This window comes from Mesorhizobium sp. P2_E6, assembly GCF_056403835.1.
The window spans coordinates 676,596-695,569 of the sequence record NZ_JBFUEQ010000001.1 but is presented as its reverse complement, the minus strand read 5'-3'; the positions used below and the strand labels follow the sequence as shown (position 1 = coordinate 695,569).

15 protein-coding genes are annotated in these 18,974 nt (G+C 64.8%); 8 read left to right on the top strand and 7 right to left on the bottom strand.

Annotation, left to right across the window (positions count from 1 at the left end; translation table 11 throughout):
• The first annotated feature begins 83 nt into the window (after nt 1-83).
• The 5 genes from dut to AC1D08_RS03240 all read left to right on the top strand — a co-directional run bounded on the left by dut (nt 84) and on the right by AC1D08_RS03240 (nt 4,077).
• Complete coding sequence (dut, locus tag AC1D08_RS03260) at nt 84-569, top strand: dUTP diphosphatase (protein WP_457152760.1); 486 nt, start codon at nt 84-86, stop codon at nt 567-569.
• The gene (locus tag AC1D08_RS03255) at nt 569-1,231 is read left to right on the top strand and encodes an HAD family hydrolase (protein ID WP_457152759.1); all 663 of its coding nucleotides are present in this window, start codon (nt 569-571) and stop codon (nt 1,229-1,231) included. The genes dut and AC1D08_RS03255 overlap by 1 nt, the downstream gene beginning before the upstream one ends.
• Before the next feature lie 95 nt (nt 1,232-1,326).
• The gene (locus tag AC1D08_RS03250; RefSeq protein ID WP_477422538.1) at nt 1,327-2,181 is read left to right on the top strand and encodes a hypothetical protein; all 855 of its coding nucleotides are present in this window, start codon (nt 1,327-1,329) and stop codon (nt 2,179-2,181) included.
• A gap of 81 nt (nt 2,182-2,262) precedes the next feature.
• Nucleotides 2,263-3,066 (top strand): isocitrate lyase/PEP mutase family protein, encoded by an 804-nt coding sequence (locus AC1D08_RS03245; RefSeq protein ID WP_457150061.1) that lies wholly within the window; start codon nt 2,263-2,265, stop codon nt 3,064-3,066.
• Nucleotides 3,067-3,078: 12 nt separating this feature from the next.
• Nucleotides 3,079-4,077 (top strand): proline racemase family protein, encoded by a 999-nt coding sequence (locus AC1D08_RS03240; RefSeq protein ID WP_457150060.1) that lies wholly within the window; start codon nt 3,079-3,081, stop codon nt 4,075-4,077.
• Between the two features lie 8 nt (nt 4,078-4,085).
• Here AC1D08_RS03240 and AC1D08_RS03235 read toward each other — a convergent pair whose 3' ends face one another.
• Complete coding sequence (locus AC1D08_RS03235; protein WP_457150059.1) at nt 4,086-4,796, bottom strand: sulfate transporter family protein; 711 nt, start codon at nt 4,794-4,796, stop codon at nt 4,086-4,088.
• 307 nt (nt 4,797-5,103) lie between these two features.
• Nucleotides 5,104-5,988 carry an EamA family transporter gene (locus AC1D08_RS03230; RefSeq protein ID WP_457150058.1) on the bottom strand — a complete coding sequence of 295 codons (885 nt, stop codon included), beginning with the start codon at nt 5,986-5,988 and terminating at the stop codon, nt 5,104-5,106.
• Between the two features lie 307 nt (nt 5,989-6,295).
• Here AC1D08_RS03230 and AC1D08_RS03225 point away from each other — a divergent pair, with 307 nt between their 5' ends.
• Both AC1D08_RS03225 and AC1D08_RS03220 read left to right on the top strand, forming a co-directional pair.
• Entirely contained in the window at nt 6,296-7,288 is a 993-nt protein-coding gene (locus AC1D08_RS03225; RefSeq protein WP_457150057.1) for an adenosine kinase, read from the top strand.
• A 479-nt stretch (nt 7,289-7,767) separates the two neighbouring features.
• Nucleotides 7,768-8,481, top strand: a complete 714-nt coding sequence (locus tag AC1D08_RS03220; protein WP_457150056.1) for an antitoxin Xre/MbcA/ParS-like domain-containing protein — start codon at nt 7,768-7,770, stop codon at nt 8,479-8,481.
• 31 nt (nt 8,482-8,512) lie between these two features.
• Here the strand turns inward: AC1D08_RS03220 and AC1D08_RS03215 are convergent, their stop codons facing one another.
• Complete coding sequence (locus AC1D08_RS03215) at nt 8,513-9,604, bottom strand: sensor domain-containing diguanylate cyclase (RefSeq protein ID WP_477422535.1); 1,092 nt, start codon at nt 9,602-9,604, stop codon at nt 8,513-8,515.
• Nucleotides 9,605-9,852: 248 nt separating this feature from the next.
• A complete protein-coding gene (locus tag AC1D08_RS03210; RefSeq protein WP_477225242.1) occupies nt 9,853-12,132 on the bottom strand; it encodes an NADP-dependent malic enzyme in 2,280 nt (759 codons plus the stop codon).
• A 213-nt stretch (nt 12,133-12,345) separates the two neighbouring features.
• Between AC1D08_RS03210 and mutS the strand changes: the two genes are divergently transcribed.
• The gene (gene mutS / locus AC1D08_RS03205; RefSeq protein ID WP_457150053.1) at nt 12,346-15,075 is read left to right on the top strand and encodes a DNA mismatch repair protein MutS; all 2,730 of its coding nucleotides are present in this window, start codon (nt 12,346-12,348) and stop codon (nt 15,073-15,075) included.
• Here the strand turns inward: mutS and AC1D08_RS03200 are convergent, their stop codons facing one another.
• The 3 genes from AC1D08_RS03200 to AC1D08_RS03190 form a co-directional block, all read right to left on the bottom strand.
• Nucleotides 15,076-15,921, bottom strand: a complete 846-nt coding sequence (locus AC1D08_RS03200) for an aldo/keto reductase (RefSeq protein WP_457150052.1) — start codon at nt 15,919-15,921, stop codon at nt 15,076-15,078.
• Nucleotides 15,922-15,995: 74 nt separating this feature from the next.
• On the bottom strand, nt 15,996-16,388 hold the full coding sequence (gene copM / locus AC1D08_RS03195; RefSeq protein ID WP_457150051.1) for a CopM family metallochaperone: 393 nt from the start codon (nt 16,386-16,388) through the stop codon (nt 15,996-15,998).
• Nucleotides 16,389-16,431: 43 nt separating this feature from the next.
• Nucleotides 16,432-18,795 (bottom strand): heavy metal translocating P-type ATPase, encoded by a 2,364-nt coding sequence (locus AC1D08_RS03190; RefSeq protein WP_457150050.1) that lies wholly within the window; start codon nt 18,793-18,795, stop codon nt 16,432-16,434.
• Nucleotides 18,796-18,974 lie beyond the last annotated feature (179 nt).

Sequence of the window (18,974 nt, the reverse complement as noted above, 5' to 3'; positions counted from 1 at the left end):
CATAGTGATGCCCGAAAGAAAGCCGTTGATAGCGCTAGACCTGAGTTGACTGAATCGTCGTTCGCGCCGATAGGATCGATTTTATGCGCGCAGCCCTTCAAAATCCCTCCGTCATCGGTCCGACCGTCGGCTTCGTCAGGTTGCCGCATGGTGAAGGACTTCCCCTCCCCGCCTATGAAAGCCCCGGCGCGGCCGGCATGGATCTGCGCGCAGCGGTGGCCGACGACCGGCCGCTGCTGATCCTGCCTGGAAAACGCGCCCTGGTGCCGACCGGGCTGATCCTGGAAATTCCCGAAGGCATGGAAGGCCAGGTCCGGCCACGCTCCGGCCTTGCTTTCAAACATGGTCTTACCGTCCTCAACACGCCCGGCACCATCGACAGCGACTATCGCGGCGAGGTGAAGGTGCTGCTGATCAATCTCGGCGACGAGGATTTCGCGGTGACGCGCGGCATGCGCATCGCCCAGATCGTTTTCGCGGCGGTGACGCAGGCGGCCGTGGAAGAGCGCAGCCTGGCTGGCGGCACGGCGCGAGGCTCGGGCGGGTTCGGATCGACCGGCACCGCCTGATGCCCGAACTGCCAAAACTCGTCATCTTCGACTGCGACGGGATCCTGGTCGATACGGAGAATCTGGCCAATCGACGCCTCGCCGAATGGCTTGTTACCGCCGGCTATCCGACGAGCTTCGAATATTGCCGCAAGCATTTCTCCGGCCGCAGCATGGCGTCGGTGCAAAAACAGATTGAAGAGGAGACCAGCGTCCGGCTCGGCGCCGATTTCGTCGACCGCTGGAATGCCGGCCTGCCGGACCTGTTCGCCCACGGGGTCGAGGCGATCCCTTACGTCCGCGAGTTTGTCGAAGCCGTGGGCTCAGCCGGCATCGCCTATTGCGTCGCCACCTCGGCCCGGGTGTCGAAGATGCACATCACACTCGGCCAGACCGGGCTGTTGTCGCTGTTCGAACACGCGATGTTCAGCTCGACGATGGTCGGGCGCGGCAAGCCATTCCCCGACCTGTTCCTGCATGCGGCCAAGACGATGGGCTTCGCGCCCGCCGACTGCGTCGTCATCGAGGACAGCGTCGCCGGCACGCAAGCCGGCATTGCCGCCGGCATGCGGGTGTTTTCCTATCATGGCGACCCCTATTCCGACCGCGACGGCCTGATCCAGGCCGGCGGCATCCTGTTCAACGACATGCGCGAGCTGGCCGGGCTGGTGCCGATCCACTGACCTACCGGCCACCGATCCGCCGGGTTTGACGGACGGATTGGACGTCCCGGACCGCTATGCTACGTTCCGCGCGCCCGACAGACCAAGGCGCGCCTATGACAACGAACCTGCTTCGCTTCATCCTCGCCTTGACGCTGCTGCCATTTCTCTGGACAGCCGCCGGCGCGCAAGCCGTCAGCTTCCCGGAACTCGGCAGCGCGCTGCCCGGCCACCAGGACGTCACCTATCTCGACCTGGCGCGGATGGTCATACCGGATCTCGCCGCGGACAAGGACGGCTTCTACAAGGGTGGGCTGCCGATCGACATGCGCCACATCGAGGGTCCGGACAGCGGCGGTTCGCCGCCCGAGACATCGGGCTTTTCCAATGCCGCGGTGCTGGCCCTCAAGGCTGGCGGCAAGGACCGGCTGGCAATGTTGTTCGACCTCGGCGATTCTCCCGACAGTGCCGAAGGCTATGCGGTGTTGGCGCTTTACGACACTTCGGCCAAGCCAAAGCTGCTCGACGCCGTCAATGTCGCGGTCGACCGTGGCACCTATTTCCGGGAACCCGGCAAGCTTTCCGTCAGCATCAACGATGACATCCTCATCACCATGAGCGCGCATTTCAATTCGAACCAGAACTATGTGGCCACGCCGCTGATCATGGTTCGCGGCGACAAGTTCGAACTGATCGACATGATCTATACGTTCGATGAAAACCTGTGCAGCTACAGCCGCAAGCAGGACGTGGCCTTACAGGCCATCGCCGACGATCGGCCTTTTGCCGCCATCAAGGTGACGGTGACCGATGCCACGGTGCCGAACGGTGAAAGCTGCGATGACGCGCCGCCCGCGGCTGCGTCGCAGGACATTTCCGTCACCTATCACTGGGACACCACGGCCTCGCACTACTCCAAGGATTCCGACGCGCTGGAAAAATTGGCAGGAGAGAACGCCAAACGCTTCTGAACCAATGGCATTCGTTTGCCCGGCCAGGGAGGGCAGGATAGAATCCTTTCCGCCACGCCGCACATGATGGGGGGAATTACCATGGACAAGGGCAAGATCTTTCGTGACCTGCATGCCTCGACCTTCGTCATGCCCAATCCCTGGGATGTCGGCACGACGAAGCTGCTGGATTCTTTCGGCTTCAAGGCGCTGGCGACGACCAGCGCCGGCTTTGCCTTTTCGCGCGGCCTGCCGGACGGCGCCGTGACCTTCGAGGCGATGATCCATCATTGCCGCGACGTGACGGCGGCGACCAGCCTGCCGGTCTCGGCCGACCTCGAGAGAGGCAAGGGCGACAGCGCCGAGCGCGCCGCCGAAACCATCTTCGCGGCCGAAGCGGCCGGCCTTGCCGGCTGCTCGATCGAGGACCACACCGGCGATCCGGACAAGCCGATCTATGATTTCTCGCACGCCGTCGAGCGCGTCGCGGCCGCCGTGGAGGCGGCGCGGGCGTTGAAGCGCGATTTCGTCTTCACCGCGCGGGCCGAGAACTTCCTGTGGGGCAGGTCCGATCTCGACGACACCATCAAGCGGCTGCAGGCCTTTGAGAAGGCCGGCGCCGACGTGCTCTATGCGCCAGGCATCGGTGATATAGAGATGGTGCGCACGATCTGCTCGGCGGTCAGCAAACCGGTCAACGTCATGGCGAGGCCCGGCTTCACCGTCGCCGATCTCGCCACGGCCGGCGTCAAGCGCATTTCGCTCGGGCCGTGGTTGACCAATTTCGCTTATGGCATGCTGGAAACGGCGGCACGCGAGATCCAGCAGGACGGCACGTTCGGCTTCACCCGCGCAGCCATGCCGTTCGGCAAATTGCAGGCCTTGTTTGGCAAATCCCCAGATTAAGAGGCCTGTCGCATGACGCTGACTGTCGTCGACATGCATACGGGCGGCGAGCCGCTCAGGATCGTTACCGGCGGCTACCCGGATATCCCGAATGGCACCATCCTGGAAAAGCGCGCCTATGTGCGCGACCATCTCGATCATTTGCGCAAGATTTTGATGTTCGAGCCGCGCGGCCACTATGACATGTATGGCGCCTTGTTGGTCGAGCCGGACCTGCCCGGCGCCGACCTCGCCGTGCTGTTCATGCACAATGAGGGCTATTCGACCATGTGCGGCCACGCCATCGTTGCGCTCGGCCGCTATGCCGTCGACGAAGGGCTGGTGACGAAACGCGAGCCGATGACGACCGTCAACATCGAGGCGCCATGTGGATTGGTCGTCGCTTCGGTGGGGGTCAGGGATGGCAAGGCCGGTGCTGTCTCGTTCGAAAGCGTTCCGGCATTCCTGTTCGCACGGAACCAGGCGATCGAGCTGCAAGGCTATGGCACGATCGGTTTCGACATCGCCTATGGCGGCGCCTTCTACGCGCTGGCCGACTGTCACCAGTTCGGGCTGGAGTTCGGCCGCGACCGGGTGCGCGATTTCGTCGATGCGGCGACGGCGCTGACCAACAGGCTTAAGGCCGAGCTGCCGCTGTCGCATCCCGACCATGCCGACCTTGCCTTCCTTTACGGCACCATCCTGACCGATGGCCGCGACGCGTTTTCCGGCGACGTGACCAAGAACATCTGCGTCTTCGCCGAGGCCGAGGTCGACCGCTCGCCGACCGGCTCCGGCGTGACCGCCCGGCTGGCGGCCATGCATGCCAAGGGCGAGATCGACATCGAGCAGACGCGCACATTCGAAAGCATCGCCGGCTCGCGCTTTTCCGGGGCAGTGGTGCGGACGGCGACGGCTGGCCCGCACGAAGCAATCATCGCCCGCGTCGGCGGCCGCGCCTACTATTCCGGGCGAGCAGAATTCATCGTCGAAGCCGATGATGAGTTGGGGCGCGGATTCCTGTTGCGCTGAACAGAACCTCACCCCGGCGAGACGCGAACCGCTTCCCGTCCGCTGATCGCCTTGTGCAGATGCACCATCATGGCGGCGGCAAAAAGCGGCGTCACCAGGTTGAGCAGCGGCACGGCCAGGAAGGCTGATATGACCAGCCCGGCGAGGAACACCGTGCCGGCATAGTGCCTGCGCAAGGCCCTGGCCTCTTCTTCCGGGCGAAAGCGCATGGCGGCGAATTCGAAGAACTCACGCCCCAGCAGATAGCCGTTGACGATGAAGAAGGCGGCAATGTTGACGCCCGGTACCAGAAGGAGCAGCAGGGCGACGATGTTGCCGAGGATGACGACGCCCAGGAACCTGGCTGACAAGACCAGCGAGCGCAGCGCCGGCATGGCGCGTCCGGCCGGGTCGCCCGGATAATCGGTGCGTTCGACGACTTCCGCGATGTCGTCGAGGAACAGGCCGGCGATGATCGCCGTGACCGGGGCGATGAGCAACGCCATGCCGAAGGCAAGGGCGATGGCGGCGATGATGCCGCCGAGCCAGCCGGCCCAGGACGGCATGCCGGGCAACAGCGTTTGGAGCCACGGCAGGGCCAGCCACTCGACGAGGCTGGTGAGGCCGAACCACAAGGCCACCAACGCCAGCAAGGTCAGCCCGAGCGTCTTGATGAACACCGAACGGAATTCGGGCGAGAACAACTGGCCGGCGGCGGCGCGGGCGGCGTCAGAGATCACGGTGCTTCCAACCTCACGTCGAACGGATCGTCCGGAGATAGGCGACACACCTGCCCGCCACAAGCGCGGATCGCTTTCGGGCCAAGGCAATCGTTTCAGGTTTCGAACTCGCCCCACTCCCCTTCCGGACGTGGGCGCTGCCCCTCACCTGCCTGCCGGCATCCTCTCCCCGTATGGTGACGGGGAGAGGGGCCCTCTCGTCGATGGTTTCGCCAATTCCCAAAGACGCAGGAGAGACGCCAAGGTTGCGGCCAGCCCCTTCTCCCCGCCACAAGTCGGAGACTATCTTCGCAGCGATTGCCCTGCCTTATCGCGCGAGCGCCGGCTTTCGAACCGGGATGGTCATGGCTGCGACGCCTGCGATAACAAAACCCATGCCCAGCCATGCCGTCGGGCCGAGGCTTTCGCCGAGGAAGACGGCGCCGATGCCGACGCCGATCGGTACGCGCAGATAGGCTTGCGAGGTGGTGCCGACCGAGCCCAGCGTGTGGATGAGGCGGAAATAGATGACGAAGGCCAGCGCGGTCGAAAACACCGACAGGCCGAGCAAGGCCAGGATCGACGCCATCGATGGCGCGAGCGTCCATGGCTGGTCGACCATCAGGCTGAGCGGCAGCAGGATGATGGCGCCGCACAGCATCGAGCCGGCGGCGGGCAGCATCGGGTCGAGGCCCTTGAAGCCACGGCCGAAGATAGCCGCACCGGCGTAGCAGATCGTCGCCGCGACGATTGCCAGTTGCGCCCAGAGCTCATGACCGAGACCACCCAGCGCCTCGGTGCCGATGATGAGGCAGATGCCGGCAATGCCGGCGCCGACGCCAATCAGTTTGCGCAGCGTGACCGGCTCGTGGCGGGTGATGAGCGCGGTCAGCAGGAAGGTGAAGATCGGCGAGGTCGCGTTGAGGATGGTGGCGAGACCGGCATCAACGGAGCGCTCGGCCGCTGCGATCAGCGTGAACGGCACGACGCTGTTGAGGCATGCCTGGAAGGCGAAGCGGCGCCAGCTTGCCGCATCGCCCGGCATGGCAAGCCCGCGCCAGCGGATGATGGCGAACAGGATACCACCCGCGATCAGGGTGCGCGCGGCAATGAACGTGACCGGCGGGATCGTCTCGACGCCGATCTTGATGAAGGTATAGGAGGCGCCCCAAAGCACCGCCAGCACGGCGAGCAGCGCCAGGTCGGTGGTCATATCGTTCTTTGTCGGCCTGTTCTTTGTAGGCATGGGGCTGGCTCGCCTTAGAAAAATGATCGGCTGGCCAGGCTTGTAAGCAGCGCCGCGACGAAATGCTTCGGCCACGGTCGAATTGTCATAGCGCCTCGTCGCGGAGGCGCACCCCGGTTTGCAAGAACCGCGGCTCCGCGCCTTCCTCGACAAGGGAATGGTCATCGCCGCCACGCCGGCAACGACAGAAAATCGGTTGCCAATTTTCGGAGTCTTGCTGTAGACCCGCCCGGGCATGGCAAGAAGCCGGCTCGGGTTTTTGGCGGAGACATTGATGCCGGATTATGACGTGCTTTGCATCGGCAATGCCATTGTCGACATCATCGCCCAGTGCGACGAGGACTTCCTCGAGACCAACGGCATCATCAAGGGCGCGATGAACCTCATCGACACCCAGCGCGCCGAACTGCTCTACAGCCGCATGGGCCCGGCGATCGAAGCGTCCGGCGGCAGCGCGGGCAACACGGCGGCCGGCGTCGCCAGCTTCGGTGGCCGCGTCGCCTTCTTCGGCAAGGTTTCGAACGATGCGCTGGGCCAAATCTACGCGCACGACATCCATGCGCAGGGCGTCGCCTTCGACACCAGGCCGCTCAAGGGCGAGCCACCGACGGCGCGCTCGATGATCTTCGTCACCCCCGACGGCGAGCGCTCGATGAACACCTATCTCGGCGCCGCCATCGAACTCGGGCCGGAGGATGTCGAGGCCGACAAGGCTTCCGGCGCCAAGGTCACCTATTTCGAGGGTTATCTGTGGGACCCGCCGCGGGCCAAGGAAGCGATCCGGCAGACGGCGAAGCTGGCGCACGCGGCAGGCCGCGAGGTGTCGATGACACTCTCGGATTCGTTCTGCGTCGATCGCTACCGCGACGAGTTCCTCGACCTGATGCGCTCGGGCACCGTCGACATCGTCTTTGCAAACAGCCACGAGATCAAGTCGCTCTACCAGACGTCTTCGTTCGACGAGGCGCTGGCGCAGATCCGCAAGGATTGCCGGATCGCCGCCGTGACGCGCTCGGAAAAAGGCTCGGTCATCGTGCGCGGCGACGAGACCGTGCTCATCCAGGCGACCGCGATCAAGGAACTGGTCGACACGACAGGCGCCGGCGACCTCTACGCCGCCGGTTTCCTGCATGGCTACACGCAAGGCCGCGACCTCAAGGCCTGCGGCGACCTTGGCTCGCTGGCGGCCGGATTGGTGATCCAGCAGATCGGCCCGCGCCCGCGCCAGAACCTGCGCCGCGAGGCTGAGCAGGCCGGGTTGCTGTAGCGCTGAAAGCTTCCGATCTCCCCCCACGTGGGGGAGATGGCCGGCAGGCCAGAGGGGGGCGCTGTCCCGCCAGCCTCTCCAAGGTATTACACTGCCGCCAACCTCAAAATGAAGGGCATGAATTTCTGATCCATAGCGCGACGCCGAGCGTTGTGGCGAGGACGAGAGCACCGCTCCGTAGCGATCCTTGGCGCCCCCCTCTGCCCTACCGGGCATCACCCCCACTAGGGGGGAGATCGGCAGCTCGGCCGCCCGCCTCTCACCGTCGCGCGGTTGTCATACATCGCCCCTACACGCAATCTAGGCGACCTGAGACTGACATTTCGGGACGCCTGCAGTCAGTTGGGGTGTCATAAAATGCAAGACAGCATGCTGTCGGGCCGCTGCATCTGTTGCCGCCGCGATCTCCGCTCTCCGCTCTAGCCGTTCAACAACCGGCCGCAGCTGTGGGAGGAGCGCCCGGCCCAAGAGACAGATGCATGAACAGATTTCAAATCCAGGCAACCGGCATCAAGCAGGACGACTTCGCGGAAATGGTCGCGGAGGATGTCGAACGTGCGCTTGCCCACTATGACGAGGCCATCAACAGACCCACCATGGTCTCGGTCGGCAAGATTGCCGGCAGCATAGCTTCCGCCGTCACCTTGCTGTCGCCGAAGCATCAGCGTGCCATCGACGCCATCCATGCCGACCTTCCCGGGCTTGCATCGAAATTCGTACGCGCGCTGGCGGCGGAAGCCGCGCGCCGCAGCGACGCCGGCACAGGCGGCGCGACGGGGCTGCCGCCGGCATCCCCCGTGGATTTCGATGGACCTGCTTCCCCGTCGTCGCGCGCCGACGACCTCGAATCGATGCTGATAGAGGACTGGGCCGGGCGCGTCGCCGGATCGACCTATCTGGAAGAGAACATGCGCATCGCCCGCTCGACCCTGCATCGCTGGCAAAGGCGGGGTGAGGTCATCGCCCTGCGCAAGGGCGGCCGCAAGCATGTCTTCCCGCTGACGCAGTTCGTCGACGGCAGGCCGGTCGCGGGCATCCATGACGTGCTGTCCCTGATCAGCAATCCCAGGCTGGCCTGGCTGTGGCTGACACGCCCCTCGGCACAACTCGATGGCCGCGTTCCGATCGACCTGCTCCGGCAGGATCAGATCGAGCAGGTCGTCGAGGCCGCACGCGTGTTCGCGCCGGCTTGACCGCTTCGGTGCACGCCCTTGATAGACGTGCCTAGGCAGTCCTGCGGATTGAGGGACGAGGCGCGGACGATGGCTGTTGCGGTGCCATTTCCGTGGCGGTGACCAACCGGTTGCGGCCACTCTTTTTTCCGATGTACATCAGCCGGTCGGCGAGCGCGACCAGCGCTTCGGAATCGGCGGCTTCCGCCGGATACATGGCCACGCCGACGGTGCAGCCGACCTGAATGGCGCCATCCGGTGTGGGAACCTTGATCTGGAGCCTTTCCAGGATGCGTTCGGCAACGCGCACGGCCTTGTGCTGTGCCAGATCGGCGGCGCCCGAAAACAGGAAGGCGAACTCGTCGCCGCCGAGCCGAGCGACGAAATCGGCGCTGCGCAGGATCGAGCGAAGCTGGCTCGATACGCGCTGCAGCAGCGCGTCGCCGGCCTCGTGGCCGAGCGTGTCATTGACTTCCTTGAAGCGGTCGAGGTCGATGAACAGAAGACCGGCGGCCTCGCCGGTGGCGCCGCAGCGGGCGACCACCGATTTGAGCTCGTTGTGGAACGCACGCCGGTTGGGCAGGTCCGTCAACAGATCGTGGTTGGCGGAATGGTCGCTCTGCTGCTTGGCCAGTTCGATCTCGCGCTTTTGCGCGGATAGCTCCTCGTTGGCGGTCTTCAGATCCAGCAGCAGCTGGGAATTGAGGTCCTCGACAACCTTGCGGTCGCTGATGTCGACGACGAAACCTTCCAGGAATTCGAGTTCGCCGGCGGCGTCCCAGACACCGCCGCCGATCTCGCGGACCCAAAGCGGCTCGCCGGCCCTCGGCACGATGCGGTAGTCGACGTTCCAGTTGCAGCGCGCTTCGAGGGCGGCGTCGACGGCGGCATAGACCGAGGCGAGGTCGTCCGGATGGATGGCCGAAACATAATCGCGCACGGCGTTGTGCACGAAATCCGTTGGCGGATAGCCGCTGACGGTGAGAACGCCGTCGCTGATGTAGAGCATGGTGTAGGACGCATCGTTGCGGCAGCGGTAGAGGTAGCCGTCCATGCGGCCGGTGATGCTGAGCAGCGCATCCAGGCGCTCGTCGTGATAGGCTCGCTCGCCGACCACGGATGCGGGAATCGTATCGTGCTTCACGGCTGCAAATCCATGATTGTCACCACCCCGGTCTGTCCAAAATGCCCCTCTGGCACATCGATGACAGCTCTCTGGTATAACAACCGGATATTATCAATATCTTATGGATCGCAGCGATTTTCCCATAAATTCGGCTTGAATCGCGGGATTCCTGCGGTTGCACATATTCAGGTGGAGTGGTGCGGCCCTCGACCAGGGCCTGGGCCTAGCATCACTCGAAAGGCGTTCACGGGGCTTTCGTCCGCCGCTCAAGCCCCCGCCGTATAAGCCGCGATCGCCGCCATGTTGACGATGTCTGAATCCTTGGCGTTCAACGAAACGATCTGCACCGGTTTGTTCAGCCCGACGAGCAGCGGGCCGATCACCGTCGAGCCGCCGAGTTCCTGCAGCATCTTGGTCGAGATGGAGGCCGAGTGGAACGCCGGCATGATCAGGACATTGGCCGGGCCGGTCAGGCGGATGAACGGATACTGCGACATGGCCCGCGCATTGAGCGCGACGTCGGCGGCCATCTCGCCGTCATATTCGAAATCGACGCGGCGCTTGTCGAGGATGCGCACGGCTTCCTGGACGCGCTCGGAGCGTTCGCCCTGCGGATGCCCGAAGGTGGAATAGGCGAGCATGGCAAGCCTGGGCTCGTAGCCCATGCGGCGGGCAAAGCCAGCGGCCTCCTCGGCGATGTCGGCGATCTGCTCGGCGTTCGGCATGTCGTGCACGGCGGTATCGGCGACCAGCACGGTCCTGCCCCGCGCCAGCACGATCGAAACGCCGATGACGCGGTGGCCGGGCTTGGCGTCGATGACGCGGCGGATGTCGTCGAGCGCCGTCGAATAGTTGCGGGTCACACCGGTGACGATGCCGTCGGCATCGCCCAACGCCACCATGCAGGCGGCGAAGTGGTTGCGGTCGTTGTTGATCAGCCGCTGGCAGTCGCGGAACAGGAAGCCCTTCCGCTGCATACGCTCGTAGAGATAGTCGGTGTAGATGCCGTTGCGGCGCGACAGCCGGGCATTGATGATCTCGATGCCTTGCTTGTTGAGGTCGATGCCGGCGTGCTTGGCGTTCTCCTTGATGACGTCGTCGCGGCCGAGCAGGATGGCGGTGCCGAGCCGCTGGTTCACATAGGAAACGGCGGCGCGCATCACCTGCTCCTCCTCGCCCTCGGCAAAGACGATGCGCTTGGGCTGGCGGCGCACACGGTCGTAGATGCGCTGCAAGGTCGAGGCGATCGGGTCGCGGCGGGCGGACAGCTCCTGCGCGTAGCGGTCGAGATCGAGGATCGGCTTGCGGGCGACGCCGGAATCCATCGCCGCCTTGGCGACCGCGATCGGGATGGCCGAGATCAGGCGCGGGTCGAACGGCACCGGGATGATATAGTTGGGACCGAATTTCGGCCGGTTGCCCTGATAGGCTGCAGCGACGTCGTCGGGCACGTCCTGGCGCGCTAGCGCTGCCAGTGCCTGGGCGGCGGCGATCTTCATGTCGTCGTTGATGGTGGTGGCCCGCACATCCAGCGCGCCACGGAAGATGTAGGGAAAGCCGAGCACATTGTTGACCTGGTTCGGATAGTCCGAACGCCCGGTCGCCATGATGGCGTCGGTGCGGATCTCGGCGACTTCCTCCGGCGTGATTTCCGGGTCGGGATTGGCCATGGCGAAGATGATCGGGTTCTTGGCCATCGACTGCACCATGGCAGTGGTCAACGCGCCCTTGGCGGAGAGGCCGAGGAAGACGTCGGCACCGTCGAGCGCCTCGGCGAGGCTGCGCGCCTCGGTCTTCACCGCATGTCCCGACTTCCACTGGTTCATGCCTTCGGTACGGCCCTGGAAGACGACGCCCTTGGTGTCGCACAGGATGATGTTTTCGGGCGCGAAGCCCATCGCCTTCATCAGCTCGATGCAGGCGATGCCGGCGGCCCCGGCGCCGTTGCAGACCATCTTCGTCGTCTTCATGTCGCGGCCGGTGATCTCCAGCGCGTTGATCAGGCCGGCGGCCGAGATGATGGCGGTGCCGTGCTGGTCGTCATGGAAAACCGGGATGTCCATCAGTTCGCGCAGGCGCTGCTCGATGATGAAACACTCCGGCGCCTTGATGTCTTCAAGGTTGATGCCGCCGAAGGAGGGGCCGAGGAAGCGCACGCAATTGATGAACTCGTCGGCGTCCTCGGTGTCGACCTCGAGGTCGATGGAATCGACGTCGGCGAAGCGCTTGAACAGCACCGCCTTGCCCTCCATGACCGGCTTGGAGGCCAGCGCGCCGAGATTGCCGAGGCCAAGGATGGCGGTGCCGTTGGAGATGACGGCGACCATGTTGCCGCGCGTCGTGTAGTCGAAGGCGCGGCTGGGGTCCTCGGCGATGGCCAGAACAGGTACCGCGACGCCCGGCGAATAGGCGAGGCTTAGATCGCGCTGCGTCGCCATCGGCTTGGTGGCGACAACCTCCAGCTTGCCGGGGCGGCCCATGGCGTGGAATTCGAGCGCTTCCTGCGCACTGACGGACGGACCGTTGTTCTCGGTTTTTTTGGCCATGATGCTTTTGATTTCCTCGCCGGTGCAGCACCTCGTTAGGGCGGGTGCTTTGTGAGGTTCCGAATTAAGACCACGCACCGCCGCGTGTAAACCGCCAGTGTTCGGGAATCGCGCTGGTGCTGGCGATTGCGGGCATCTGGCCGTGTCAGTCGTCCCCTGTTTTTCGAGGCGCCGGCATTAAACCGCGCGACCACATCTGCTAGCGTGCCGCGCATGAACATGCATAGCCCGAACGAGCCGGACGCCCCCGAGGCGATGGCGCCCCTGCCGACAGCCGCTGCCGCCGTCACGCCGATGATGGAGCAGTTCATCGAGATCAAGGCGGCGAACCCGGATTCGCTGCTGTTCTACCGCATGGGCGATTTCTACGAGCTGTTCTTCGACGACGCCGAGAAGGCGAGCCGGGCGCTGGGCATCGTCCTGACCAAGCGCGGCAAGCACCAGGGCCACGACATCCCGATGTGCGGCGTGCCGGTGCATGCCGCCGACGACTATCTGCAGAAGCTGATCGGTCAGGGTTTTCGCGTCGCCGTCTGCGAGCAGATCGAGGATCCGGCCGAAGCCAAGAAACGCGGCGGCAAATCGGTGGTACGCCGCGACGTGGTGCGGCTGGTGACGCCAGGCACCATCACCGAGGACAAATTGCTGGCGCCGTCGGAATCGAGTTTCCTGATGGCGCTGGGGAGGGTGAAAGGTGGGGCGGACCACTCCTTTGCCCTGGCCTGGATCGACATTTCGACCGGGGCTTTCCGTGTCGCCGAGACCACCGCCGACCGGCTGCTCGCCGACATCTTCCGCGTCGATCCGCGCGAGCTGATCGTTGCCGAGCCGGTGTTCTACGATGCCGAACTGAAACCGGTCTTCGACGTGCTCGGCCGCGTCGCCAATCCGCAGCCGCCCTCGCTGTTCGATTCGGCCTCGGCCACGGGGCGCATCGCCCGATTCTTCGACGTGGCGACGCCGGACAGTTTTGGGGCGTTTTCGCGCGCCGAATTGTCGGCGATCTCGGGCGCCATCGCCTATGTCGAGAAGACGCAGAAGGCCGAGCGTCCGCCGCTGTCGCGGCCGGAGCGCGAGGAGCAGGGCTCGACCCTGTTCATCGATCCGGCGACGCGCGGCAATCTGGAACTGCTGCGCACGCTGTCCGGCAGCCGCGAAGGTTCGTTGTTCAAGGCGATCGACCGCACGGTGACCGGCGGCGGCGCAAGGCTGCTGGCCGACCGGCTGATGGCGCCGTTGACCGATCCGGCGGCGATCGGCGCCAGGCTGGACTCGGTGTCCTTCTTCCGTTCCGAAACGCGGCTCTGCCAGGCGGTGCGGGCAAGCCTGAAGAGCGTCGCCGACATGCCGCGCGCTCTGTCCCGGCTGGCGCTGAACCGTGGCGGCCCGCGCGACCTCGGCGCGCTGCGAGCCGGTTTCGAAGCGGCCGGTGCGATCGCCGGGATCTTCGGCGAGACCGCCCTGCCTCAGGAGCTCACGGCGGCGCTGGGCGCCATCCAGGCGCTGCCCAGGGCGCTTTCCCAGCACCTGACGCAGGCGCTTGGCGACGAACTGCCGCTGCTCAAGCGTGACGGCGGCTTCGTTCGCGGCGGCTACCATGCCGAGCTCGACGAGATGCGGGCGTTGCGCGACGAATCGCGAAAAGTCATCGCCGGGCTGGAGCGCTCGCTGATCGACGAGACCGGCATCCGCTCGCTGAAGATCCGGCACAACAATGTGCTTGGCTATTACATCGAGGTGACCGCCAACCATCATGCGGTGATGACCGGCAGCGACGGCGCCAAGGCGCGCTTCATCCATCGCCAGACCATGGCCAACGCCATGCGCTTTACGACGACCGAACTCGCCGAACTGGAGACCAAGATCGCCAATGCCGCCGACCGGGCGCTCGGCATCGAGCTTGCAGCCTTCGAGGCGCTGACGGCGGAAGCGGTCGGCGAGGCCGAAAAGATCCGCGCCGGTGCCGATGCGCTGGCCGTGCTCGACGTGTCGGCGGCGCTCGCGCTGTTGTCCGAGAGCGAAGCCTGGTGCCGGCCGGTGGTGGATTCGAGCCTTGCCTTCGAAATTTCGGGCGGCCGGCATCCGGTGGTCGAGCAGGCGCTGCGGCGTTCGGGCGAAGGTCCGTTCGTCGCCAATGATTGCGACCTGTCGCCGGAGGGCAGCGCCAAGAATGGCGCGATCTGGCTTTTGACCGGCCCCAATATGGGCGGCAAGTCGACGTTCCTGCGGCAGAACGCGCTGATCGCCATCCTGGCGCAAACCGGCTCGTTCGTGCCGGCGGCATCGGCCCATATCGGCGTCGTCGACCGGCTGTTCTCACGTGTTGGCGCCTCGGACGATCTGGCACGCGGTCGCTCGACCTTCATGGTCGAGATGGTCGAAACGGCGGCGATCCTCAACCAGGCCGGCGAGCGCGCGCTGGTGATCCTCGACGAGATCGGCCGCGGCACGGCCACTTTCGACGGCCTGTCGATCGCCTGGGCAGCGGTGGAATACCTGCACGAGAAGAACCGCTGCCGGGCGATCTTCGCCACCCATTTCCACGAAATGACCTCGCTGGCCGGCAAGCTGGCGCGGCTGCACAACGTCACCATGCGGGTCAAGGAATGGGAAAACGACGTCGTCTTCCTGCACGAGGTCGGCAAGGGTGCCGCCGACCGCTCCTATGGCGTGCAGGTGGCACGGCTGGCCGGATTGCCGGAAGCGGTGGTCGACCGGGCCAAGGAAGTGCTGCACCAGCTGGAAGAGGGCGAGGTTTCGGGCAAGACCAACCGTCTGGTGGACGACCTGCCGCTATTTTCGGTGGCGGTGAAGCGCGAAGCGCCGAAGCCGGTCAAGAACGATGCTCTGGGCGCCGCACTCGGCGACATCAACCCCGACGAGATGACGCCTCGCGAGGCGCTGGAAGCGCTGTATCGGCTGAAGGGGCTGGCGGGAAAGTAGTCAAATCATCTCCAGACCGCGCTTGCGGGTCGGCGGCGGAAAGGCGCGGTCGAGTTCGGCGATGTCCTGTGGCGTCAGTTCGATGTCGAGCGCTGCAAAATTCTGGCGGACATGCTGCTGGCTGCTGGCTTTCGGAATGGCGATGACACCCTCCTGGTGCATGACCCAGGCCAAGGCAATCTGCGCCGGGGTGGCATTGTGGCGGGCCGCGACGGCGCCAAGCCTGGTATTGCGTGCCAGCGCGCCCTGCTCGACCGGTGAGTAGGCCATCAAGGGGATGCCGCGCTGGCGGCTCCAGGGCGCCAGATCGAATTCGAGGCCACGCCGAACCAGATTGTAGAGCACCTGGTTGGTCTGGACGTTGCCGCCGTCGGGCAAGCCGACCAGTTCTTCCATCTCGTCGGTGTCGAAATTGCTGACGCCCCAGTGGCGGATCTTGCCGGCCTCTTTCAGCGCCTCGAAGGCCACTACGGTTTCAGCCAGCGGCACGCTGCCAGGCCAATGCAGCAGATAGAGATCGATGCGGTCGGTGCGCAGGCGCTTCAGGCTGTTCTCGCAGGCGCGCTGCACGCCGGCGCGCGAAGCGTTTGACGGCAGCACTTTCGAAACCAGGAAGGTCTCGTCGCGGCGCCCGGCGGTGGCCTCTGCGACCACCTCCTCGGCACCGCCGCTGGCATACATTTCGGCGGTGTCGATCAGCGTCATGCCAAGGTCGAGGCCGAGCTTGAGAGCGTTGACCTCATCGGCGCGGCGGCTGAAATCCTCGCCCATTTTCCACGTGCCCTGACCAAGCACCTGAACGGCTTCGCCGGAAAGCAGCGTGGTTGTTCTGATCGTCGATGGCATGGCAGGCTCCAGTTGAGGGCCGGATCGCATCACAGGCTCGGCGGGAAATCCAGAGAGATGCTTCGCGAAAAGGCTTACTTCACCGGATGGGCTGCGAGCCAGCCCTGCATCTGCTTGATCTCGGCTTCCTGCGCGGCGATGACCCCCTCGGCCAGCTTGCGGATCTCCGGGTCCTTGCCGTTGGCAAGCTCGACCTTGGCCATGTCGATGGCACCCTGATGGTGCGGGATCATGCCACGGACGAAATCGACATCGGCATTGCCGGTATTTTGCAACGCCATCATATCGGCATGCATCTTGTCCATCGCCGCTTTGTAGCCTTCGCTCGATGGGCTGGTCGCATCCGCCGACATGGCACCCATGTCGTGTTTCATCTCTTCGCTCTGCGCCGGAACGCTTTCGAGGAAGACGGCAAGCAGCATTCCGGCAGCCATCAGCAAAAGGACGAGTTTTTTGGCCAAGGTCATTCATGGTCTCCTGTTGAGTGGGTTTCGTATTTGGGGGCTTTGCTCAGAGTTTCAACGCTCTCAGCCGCAATGCGTTGGATATCACCGACACCGAGGACAGGCTCATCGCCGCCGCCGCCAGCATCGGCGACAAAAGCGTGCCGGTGAGCGGATAGAGCACACCGGCGGCGACGGGTACGCCGAGCACGTTGTAGAGGAAGGCGAAGAACAGGTTCTGGCGGATGTTGCGGATCGTCGCCTGGGCGAGCGTACGCGCCCGCACGATGCCGTTGAGGTCGCCCTTGACCAAAGTAATGCCGGCGCTTTCGACGGCGACATCGGCGCCGGTGCCCATGGCGATGCCGACATCGGCGGCGGCAAGGGCGGGGGCGTCGTTGACGCCGTCGCCGGCCATGGCGACGCCTTTGCTCCTGGCACGCAGCTCTTCGACCAGGGCTGCCTTCTGTTCCGGCAGCAGTCCGGCGCGAACCTCATCGATGCCGAGGCTCCTGGCGATCGCTTTTGCCGTGCGCTCATTGTCGCCGGTCGCCATGACGATCCTCAGGCCGCTGTCATGCAGGGCCCGGATCGCTTCGGCGGTGGTCGCCTTGACGGGGTCGGCGACAGCGACGATGCCGGCCAGTTTGTCGCCGACGGCAACGAACATCACGGTCCTGCCTTCGGTCTGCAGCGTTTCGGCCCTGGCGGAGACCGACGCGGTGTCGATGCCGAGATCGGTCATCATCGCCGCATTGCCGAGCGCGACCTTCTTTCCCGACACGGTGCCGGAAACGCCCTTGCCGGTGACGGCCTCGAAGCCGCTGGCATCGGCGATCTCCAGGCCGCGCGTGCCGGCGCCTTCGACGATGGCTTCAGCCAGCGGATGCTCCGAGCCCTTTTCGAGGCCGGCGGCAAGGGCCAGCAATTCGTCTTCGGAAAAGCCGTTTGCGGCAACGACATCGGTCAGTTTCGGCCGGCCTTCGGTCAGCGTGCCCGTCTTGTCGACGATCAACGTGTCGACGGAAGCGAAGCGTTCGAGCGCGGCGGCTTCCTTGATCAGCACGCCGGCATGGGCGCCGCGCCCGGTAGCGGTCATGATCGACATCGGCGTGGCGAGGCCGAGCGCGCAGGGGCAAGCGATGATCAGCACCGACACCGCCGAGACGATGGCGAAGATCAGGCTGGGTTCGGGGCCAAGGACAGCCCAGGCCACGAAGGCGGCGATCGCGACCAGCACCACAGCCGGGACAAAGTAGAAGGAAACGCGATCGGCAAGCCCCTGGATCGGGGCGCGCGAGCGCTGCGCCTTGGCGACGAGTTCGACGATGCGCGCCAGCGTGGTCTCGGCGCCGATCCGCTCGGCACGCAGGATCAGCGAGCCGTTTTTGTTGAGCGTGCCGGCGGTCAGGGTATCGCCTTCGGCCTTTTCGACCGGCAACGGTTCGCCTGTGATCATCGATTCGTCGAGGGAGGAACGGCCCTCCAACACGGTGCCGTCGACCGGCACGGCGTCACCGGGACGGATGCGCAGGCGGTCGCCCACCTTGACCGCGTCGAGCGGCACGTCGCCTTCGGAGCCGTCGGAACCGATCAGCCGCGCGGTCTTCGGCGCGAGATCAAGCAAAGCGCGGATCGCCGACCCGGTCTTTTCACGGGCGCGCAACTCCAGCACCTGGCCGAGGAAGACCAGCGCGACGATGACGGCGGCGGCCTCGAAATAGACCGGCACCGCACCGCCATGGCTGCGGAACTGATGCGGAAAGATATCCGGAAGCAGCGTCGCGACGACGCTGTAGAGATAGGCCGCGCCGACGCCGAGCGAGATCAGCGTCCACATGTTTGGGCTGCGATTGACGAGCGAATCCCAGCCGCGATGGAAGAAAGGCTGCGCCGCCCACAACACGACAGGGCTGGCCAATGCCAGTTCCAGCCAGACCATCGTGCGGTCGTCGACAACGGCCTCGAACGTCAGGCCGAGCATCGGCGCCATGGCGACGATCAGCAACGGCAGCGACAGCGCGGCACTGACCCAGAATCGCCTGGTGAAATCGACCAGCTCGGGATTTGGGCCTTCATCACCGGTGGGCACGCCCATCGGCTCCAGCGCCATGCCGCATATCGGGCAGGAGCCGGGCTTGTCGCGGATGATTTCGGGATGCATCGGGCAGGTGTATTGCGTGCCCTTGGGCATCGGCTGCGGCGCGGCCCTATCGCCAAGATATTTCTGCGGTTCCGCCTCGAATTTCGCCTTGCAGCCGGCAGAGCAGAAGTAGAAATCCTGACCTTGATGACGGACAAAGTGCTTGGCTGTCGCAGGGTCGACGGTCATGCCGCAGACAGGATCCCGCACCACGGCCGCCTCCCCGGCCGCAGCTTTCGCTGTGCAGCACCCGTCATGCGCGTGATGATGATGGTCTGAATGCGTCATTCAAAATGCCTCGATGCCTCGTCTCGATGCGGAGGTAGTGCTTCCAGTAACTGGAAGGTCAAGGGCATAATTTTCTTTTTCCGTGTGTCGTCGCCGGCGCCGGGCCACCATCAAAGAAAGTCGGATGCGCGGCGGCTTCTTGTGCTATGGAGCCGCCGATTGACAATCCAAACGCATCC